Genomic DNA, 7,185 nt, shown 5'->3' on the forward strand with positions numbered 1-7,185 from the left:
CATGGACCGGCCCAGCTGGGCGGCCTTGTCCCCGGCGTGGTCGAGGAATCTGGCGAGGGATCCGGTCTCCCGGCCGGCCTGCACGGAGGCCCGCATCCACTGCGTGAGCCGCTCGGTGCCCGCACCAACCCGCTCCACGAACGGCCCGGACGCCACGAGGAAGTCGAGTGTGGTCCGCCCCAGGTTGGCCAGCGAGTCCGTCAGGTGGCCCACGACAACGCGGTTGGTGCCTGCAATCGTGGAGAAGTCGCGGCGGAAGATGCCGCTGCGCATGAACTCGGCGCCGCGGTGGGCAAGGTCGCCCATCTGGCTTGCCGAGTCGCCGAGCGCGTTCTTCAACATCGGGAGGACGGTGTTGGCGAGCGGCTTGATGTCGGCCGTGACCCTGCTGAAGAACCGCTCACTGACGGAGGCCTTCACCTCGTCCCAGGCGCTGGAGAGAGAGCCCACCGCCGTGACGGCCTTCTTCGCCGACGGGGCCAGCGCCTCCATCGCCTGCGCCGTCTTCTTCTGCTGCTCCTCGGTGACCTTGCCGTCGGTCGCGAGCATCTGCTGCGACTTGAGCGTCTCCTTGAGCGCCTGCCCGAACCCGCTGAACGCGAGCTTCGTGCCCAGCGCTGCGCTGCCCGCCGCGACGATGAGGCCGGGGATCGCGCCGAGGACACCCACAGCCGGGGCGGCCGCGGAGAGGAGAGCAGTCAGGCCCGCGCCGTACTGCACCAGGGCGGCCACCGCGGGCTGCACCACAGACAGGAGCGCACCGAACAGGATCATCCGGAAGCGGCGGCGCCCGCCGCGGCCGCCGAGGGACGGCATCACCGGCACGTTGATCGGCATGGCGTCGGCCATGGCCTGGCCGGCGGCGAGCACGCGGCGGATCCCGCGGGAGAGGAAGTTGCCGTTGTCGTCGTCCGTGCGCATGCGGGCGCGGATGACGGTGGTGGCGGCGCGGGAGGCCCGGCCGACGACCGTCGCCACGCCGCGCGTCAGGTCCGCCACGGCGCGGGCGGCGGGCTGCACGGCGACACGGACCGCGGTGCGGGTGTCCCGCGCCGCGGTCGCGGTGACCCGGCGCAGGTCCCGCACCAGGCCGGCGGCCGCCGTGCGGGCCGGTTCGGTCGCCACCCGCACGCGGGCCATCAGGTCGCGGGCGTGCGGGGAGAGCGTGTTGCGGATGCTGCGGCCGAACGAGGTGATTGCGTTGCGGGAGGAGTCGGCGGCCAGGCGCACGCCGACGGTGAACTGGTCGCGGTAGCGGACGGCCATGTCGCGGACGGACCGGGCGAACGCCACGGCGGACCGGCGGGACATGTCGGTGCCGACCCGCACGCGCACCGCGAGGTCCCGCATCGGGCCGAGGATCAGGCTCTCGATCCAGCCGGGCCCGCCGAGACGGCCACCGAACGCCATGCGCAGCGCGTCCGCGGCCTCCTCGCCGAGACGGCGCATCTCCCGGCCGATGGCCCGGAAGTCCGTAGAGGCGAGACGTAGCCCGCCGATGCGGACGCGGGCGACCAGGTCCCGGCTGTACGTGGCGAGGAAGTGCCGGGCTTCCCCGGCGAAGCTGCGTATCGCATCGCCCGTCTTGGCGACGCCGAGCCGGACCCGGGCGACGAGCGCCCGGGTGGGGGCGGCCTTCCTGCCGAGCATCGTCCAGAACGCGCGGGAGAACGCCCGCCCGGTGTCCCGGCCGGCGGTGACCGCGATGCGGCCCATCTCCCGCACGAACGTGGTCAGCCCGCCCCGGGTCGGCGCCAGCGCGTCCCGGGTGACCATGCGGAGCTGCCGCAGCGCCACCCGGACCACGGACGTCAGGGAGCGGCCGAACCGGCGCTCCGAATCCCGCGACGGGGCTACGCTCACCCGGACCGTGGACGCGTCGGGGTCACGCGCCACCCGGGAGAGCAGGCCCCGCAGCGAACCGCGGAGCCTGCCCACCAGACGGCCCAGACCACCGCCACCGCTGGAGCCGCTGCGGGTGCGGCCATTGCCGTCGTCGTCACCCAAGCGCACCGGCAGGTTCACCGCGGCGCCCTGGGCGACCTCGTCCGTCACCGCGGACACCTCACGCCGGAGCTGCCGCGTGTCCTCGTCCACCTTGACGCGGACCTTCGCGGTGACGCCCTTGGACGCCTTCTCAGCCGCCTTCTTGACCTGCGACCGCAGCTTCTTGACGCTCTTGTCGTCGATCTTGACGGCGATCTTCGCGGCCACGCCCTCCGCGGCCGCCTCGACCTTCGTGCGGAGCTCCCGGGCGAAGCCCTCAAGGGAGGCGACGACAGTGACCTCAAGCCGCCCGGCCTGCATCCCCTCAGACACTGACCTGCACCATTCCTCTCCGGGCTGCGGCCGCCAGCATCTTGCGGTGACCTGTCATGGGCGGCTGCGCGCGCGGGCTGTTCCCCCGGGGAACAGGTGCGGCGTCGGTGACGGCGTCCGGCCTGGGCACGGTCAGCGGTTCACGGCGACGCCGGTCCGCGGCAAGGATCGACACCTCTTCGATGAGCTGCGCCAGGAGCTCGTTGGTCACGGTCCATCCGCCGGCAGGGGCGGAGGTGACCCGGGAGCCTTCGGGCAGCCGGTCAATGAGGGAGATCAGCCGGCGGAGTCCGATGAATCCGGGCTCTCCTGGTCGGAGCCAGACGCCTCGGGCGTCGAGCTGGTGGTATCGGGAGAGGTCGGACTCGACGTCGCCCCACCGCTCCCGGAGGAGCCGCCCAGCCCGAAGAGCTTTCCCAGGTCGACCCCGTACACGGCGACGAGCGCCTTCGTCAGGCGTACGTACTCGCCGATGGACGGCCGGTGCGCCTTGAAGTCCTCGAACTCGTCCTCGCCGAGGAGTTCGCGGTAGATGTCCTTCACCGCGGCGATGAACTTCCGCGGCAGGCTCGCGTGCCGGAACAGAAGGTCGATGACCTCGCTGGTGCCCACCTCGCCGGAGGAGTTGACGACCTCACCGAGCAGCCCCATCAGGTCGAGGTCCTCGGACAGCAGCGGATCGAGTGCGTCCGCCGGGATCTCCGCCGGGAAGAACAGGGACCAGTCCTTGCGCACCTTCACGGCGATGCCGTGCGGGAACTGCACCTCGCGCCGCTCGGCGGAGAGGTCGATGGCGTAGGTCGGGTCGGCCTTGGTGGTCTTGGCGGTCATGAGTCGGGTCCTCCCGGTGGGTGTCGAAGCACCGGGAACGTAGGGAGGGCCGACGGCTTGCGTCTCGGCCATGCGGCCGCCGCGGTTCCCCCAGAGCGCGGCTGCACAAGGCGCGGCCCGCAGCGGCCCCGCGCCAGGCGTTCCCCGGGGGAACAGTGAGCGCCAGTGCCGCCGGGACGGCCGGGGTGTTCCCCCGGGGAACGGCTCGTACGGGTGACTTCGGTATGTGCCAGCAGACCCCCCGGGGCTGCCCGCTAGCCTCTATCCCGACCGCATCTCGGAACGATCGGAAGGACACCTGTGGCGGGATCACTGAACAAGCGAGCCAAGAGGGGCCCCCGCCCCGCAGCTGCCCCGACACCCCAGCAGTCCGACAGCGGACCCAAGTTCTTCGAGCTCTCAAGCGAGACTGACGGCGACGCCCTCAAGCTCAAGACGTCCGACATCTCGGCGAACCCCTTCAACGACCGCGACTTGGGCGACGTGACTCAGCTCGCCGAGAGCATCGCCAAGGACGGTCTGCTGCAGGACATCGTCGTGATGCACGCCTCCGCCTTCACCAAGCACTACCCGGAGGAAGCCGAGCGCATCACCACCAAGTACGTCATCGCCTTCGGCGAGCGCAGGTGGCGCGCCCACCAGCACATCGGCAAGGAGGAGATCTCCGCGGTCCTCCGCAACGACGTCGCGCCGAAGATCCGCCGTGTGCTGTTCGTGGAGAACTTCCACCGCAAGCAGCTCTCCCCGATCGAGGAGGCCCGCCGCTTCCACACCCTGCACACCAAGGACGGGATGAGCTACCGCGAGATCGTGGAAGAGCTCAGCCTCGGCGGCCCCAACCACGTCGCCCGCCGCCTGGAGCTGCTCAAGCTGCCGCCCGCTCTGCAGGACATCGTCGGCACCGACGACGGCCCCGGCGTCACCCTCGCGCGGAACATCCTCGCTCAGCTCGCCGAGCCGGAGGAGCAGGTCCGGGCCTGGGAGCTCATCCGCGACGAGGGCCTGACCCTCAAGCAGGCCGTCGACCGGATCCACAACGCCGACCCTGTTCCCCAGGGGAACACCCCCGCCCCCGTGGAGGAACCTGCCCCCGCGGCCGTTCCCCAGGGGAACACCACCGACGTTCCCGCGCCCCGAACCACCGGCGACGCCCCCAAGTCCGCGGCCGCCAAGCCGAAGACAACCGCCAGCGGCACCGCCGCCGACCGGGACACCGTTGAGCGCAACCACGCCTCCGCAGACCGCGACCAGGCGTGCCGTCAGCTCGTGGCCGACAGCAGCAAGCTCACCCCCGCCCAGCACGCAGCGCTCATGGGCCGCACACTCCTCGCTCCGATGCAGCAGGGCCCCGCACGTACCCGCGCGCACCGCTGGCTGCGCGACGCCGGCACCGCCGTGTTCGACATCAGCGACACCGACTCATACTTCGAGGCCGTCCTGTCCTCCGGTCAGGCCGAACTCGTCAACCGCGTCGCTCTCGCAACCGCCGTCGCCGCCGGAGAGGTCCGCGCCCGGGACGGACGCCGGCAGTGGGACAAGACCGACGCCGAGCACGTGCGGCTGCTCATCGACACCACCGGCTACGTCCCCGAGACCGCATGGGAGCGGGCGCAGCTCGACAAGTACGGCGTCCCGGTCCCCGACGCCGGTGCACCCGACCCCGAGCCCATCCACTGACGGGAGAACCCCGCATGTCCCTCAAGACACTGCCCCGCCGCGAACTGCGGCCCGGCGGCCGTAACTGGCCGCTGCTGCTCGCCGCGTTCATCATCACCGGCGGCAGCGCGAAGACCAGCACCATCATGATGCTCGCCACCACGCTCGCCCTGCGCGGATACAAGGTGCGCGTCTTCGACTTCGACCACCAGCGCAGCGCCAGCCACATCGCCTGCGCCATGGACGAACTCCCCGCCGGCCACGGCACCATCTGGGAGCTCATGCACGGCGCGGACCTGGAGGAGTGCAGCGTCCCCGCCCGCTATCTCGTCGCCCCGGCGGATCCGGAAACCGGCGCCGAAGCGGAGTACGAGACGATCGAGGGCCTACACATCGTGCCCGGCAGCCGCGACGTGAAGAACTTCGACACCGAGTCCGCGCAGGACGGCATGATGCTCACCTGGTTCCGGGAGCTGTGCGACTCCTACGACGGCGATGACGACGTGTGGCTGCTGGACCTGCCCGCGTCGCTGTCCAAGCTCGTGGTATCCGCGCTCATCCCGTTCCAGGCCGAGGACGAGATCGTGCCGCCGGTGCTGGTCACCTCCAAGGAGGAGACCGACCTCAAGGCCACGTTCGAGGAGCTCGCCGAGATGCGCCGGCAGCAGAACGCGCGCTCCCGCACCCGCAAGACGGAGCCGACCATCAAGCACATCCTGATGTGCGGCACCCCCACCCCCGGCCGCCCCGACACCGAGGGCGACCTGACGGTGGAGTCCATGGAGCGCACCTACGGGGAGCACTTCGCGCTGCACAAGGTCCGCTGGAGCACGGTTATCCGCCAGCAGCACCGCCGACAGGCGCCCGTGCACGCCTACGGCAACAAGAACGCGGCGCCCATCGAGGACTACAACAAGATCGCCACCGCGCTCGGGTTCAACGACCTCAACCCGGCGTGACTGTTCCCCCGGGGAACACCGAAGGCCCGTACCGATCGCGAGAGGCGTCATCTCCCGCGCGCGGTACGGGCCTTGGCCTGTGCCGGCCACAAGGTTACGGCCCCGGCGTGAACGCCGGTCGGCTGGATCAGGAGTAGGTGAAGCCGCCGACCTTGGTTGCGGTACCGCCCGGCGTGGTGACCACCACGTCCTTCGTGCCGGCCGTGCTCGCCGGGCTGGTGACGGTCAGCTCGGTCGAGCTCTCCACCGTCAGCTCGGTACCGGCCGTGTCGCCGAAGGTCACCGACGTTGCGCCGCTCAGGTCAGTACCGGTGATGGTGACCTGCGTGCCGCCCGCTGCCGGGCCGGTGCTCGGGCTCACGGCGGTGATCGTCGGGGCGGGCGGCTGGAACGCCGGGTCGTTGGTCAGCAGGTACCAGGCATCGGTGTCGTCGCCGCCCTGGACGGCCAGACGCAGCGGCAGAACGGCTTCCTTCGCCTTCGTCAGGTCGGTCTGCACGCCCTCCATCTGCATCGCCCGCGGCACGACGTACCGGTAGGTCTTGCCGCCGTCCATCACCTCGATCACAGCCGCGATCTCGGTACGCCCGCCGACCTTCGGAGGAGCAAACCGGTAGTGGGTGGGGCCGTTGCCGCCGCCCGACTGGATGCTGGTGATCTCACCACCACCGAACACCGCCCGGAAGTTCGCGGCGTTCCACTGCTGGAGGTCCACCTCGATCGTGGCGGCGTCCCCGGTCTGGAACGTGCGGGACGGGTAGTCGGTCTGGGCGGACTTCACCGTCTCGAAGCTGGGCTCTTCGTTGAACTTCAAACTGTCTTCGGTCGTCAGACCGACCGCGTACCAGCCTGCCCCCATCGCCACGGTGGCGTCCGCCGGGGCCGGGGTGCCGACAGGCGCCAGCCATACGCGGGTACGGGAAGGAATGACGATCTGTGCTGCATTCGTGGTTTCGCCAGCCATGGCGCTGCTCTCCTCGGGCCGGGGTTATAGGCCGGGCCACGATGGGGAGCAGCAACCGTTAACGTCCCGGGCTCCACGTCACCGCAGGCACTGGAAGGAGCGTCGGGCGGGCACACGCGGCGGCCAGGATCCGCCGGGCACGGTCATGCTGCAGGTGCGCCTGGATCCGCCGGCGGGCGTCCCAGCACGCCGGTGCCGGGCAGCGGATGACGCGAAGCGGGGGCAGCACACCGAAGGTGCTCACGGGCTCTCCTGCGGGGGGTGGATGGTGACGAGGAGCCCGAGAATCCACCGCGGCTGACCGGTGGCGAGAGGCGACTCGATGAGCATGCCGGACGGCTTGACGTCCGCGACCACGGGCCGCCCGGGCTCGGCGGGCTGCTCCGGGAGTTCCTTCGCGGCGAGCGCACACACCAGCAGCGTCCGCCGCAGCGCGGCCGGGCCCGGCCAGCCGCT

The 7,185-nt window shown here is 71.0% G+C and carries 5 protein-coding genes and 2 pseudogenes; 2 read left to right on the plus strand and 5 right to left on the minus strand.

Annotated elements, in window-relative coordinates:
- The 3 genes and pseudogenes from CCN29_RS31535 to CCN29_RS31545 form a co-directional block, all read right to left on the minus strand.
- A pseudogene (locus CCN29_RS31535) lies at positions 1 to 2,319 on the minus strand (hypothetical protein); the annotation flags it as partial.
- Positions 2,312 to 2,530 carry a hypothetical protein gene (locus tag CCN29_RS31540; protein ID WP_086685962.1) on the minus strand — a complete coding sequence of 73 codons (219 nt, stop codon included), beginning with the start codon at positions 2,528 to 2,530 and terminating at the stop codon, positions 2,312 to 2,314. The pseudogene CCN29_RS31535 and the gene CCN29_RS31540, both read right to left, overlap by 8 nt.
- 65 nt (positions 2,531 to 2,595) lie before the next feature.
- Complete coding sequence (locus CCN29_RS31545; RefSeq protein ID WP_086685964.1) at positions 2,596 to 3,150, minus strand: hypothetical protein; 555 nt, start codon at positions 3,148 to 3,150, stop codon at positions 2,596 to 2,598.
- 300 nt (positions 3,151 to 3,450) lie between these two features.
- Between CCN29_RS31545 and CCN29_RS31550 the strand changes: the two genes are divergently transcribed.
- Complete coding sequence (locus CCN29_RS31550; RefSeq protein WP_086685966.1) at positions 3,451 to 4,827, plus strand: ParB/RepB/Spo0J family partition protein; 1,377 nt, start codon at positions 3,451 to 3,453, stop codon at positions 4,825 to 4,827.
- A gap of 14 nt (positions 4,828 to 4,841) precedes the next feature.
- Positions 4,842 to 5,765: a ParA family protein gene (locus CCN29_RS31555; RefSeq protein WP_442538596.1), complete on the plus strand. Its 924-nt coding sequence runs from the start codon at positions 4,842 to 4,844 to the stop codon at positions 5,763 to 5,765.
- Between the two features lie 127 nt (positions 5,766 to 5,892).
- Here the strand turns inward: CCN29_RS31555 and CCN29_RS31560 are convergent, their stop codons facing one another.
- Together CCN29_RS31560 and CCN29_RS36470 are read right to left on the minus strand one after the other, a co-directional pair.
- Positions 5,893 to 6,729: an IPT/TIG domain-containing protein gene (locus tag CCN29_RS31560; RefSeq protein WP_086685970.1), complete on the minus strand. Its 837-nt coding sequence runs from the start codon at positions 6,727 to 6,729 to the stop codon at positions 5,893 to 5,895.
- Positions 6,730 to 6,969: 240 nt separating this feature from the next.
- Positions 6,970 to 7,185 (minus strand): annotated as a pseudogene (locus tag CCN29_RS36470) (hypothetical protein); the annotation flags it as partial.

This window comes from Streptomyces pseudogriseolus (genome assembly GCA_002154585.1).
Lineage (GTDB): Bacteria > Actinomycetota > Actinomycetes > Streptomycetales > Streptomycetaceae > Streptomyces > Streptomyces pseudogriseolus.

Excerpts from the sequence above, each read along its gene's own strand:
- CCN29_RS31560 (WP_086685970.1), bottom strand. The coding sequence starts at position 6,729 with ATGGCTGGCGAAACCACGAATGCAGCACAGATCGTCATTCCTTCCCGT.
- CCN29_RS31545 (WP_086685964.1), bottom strand. The coding sequence starts at position 3,150 with ATGACCGCCAAGACCACCAAGGCCGACCCGACCTACGCCATCGACCTC.
- CCN29_RS31555 (WP_442538596.1), top strand. The coding sequence starts at position 4,842 with ATGTCCCTCAAGACACTGCCCCGCCGCGAACTGCGGCCCGGCGGCCGT.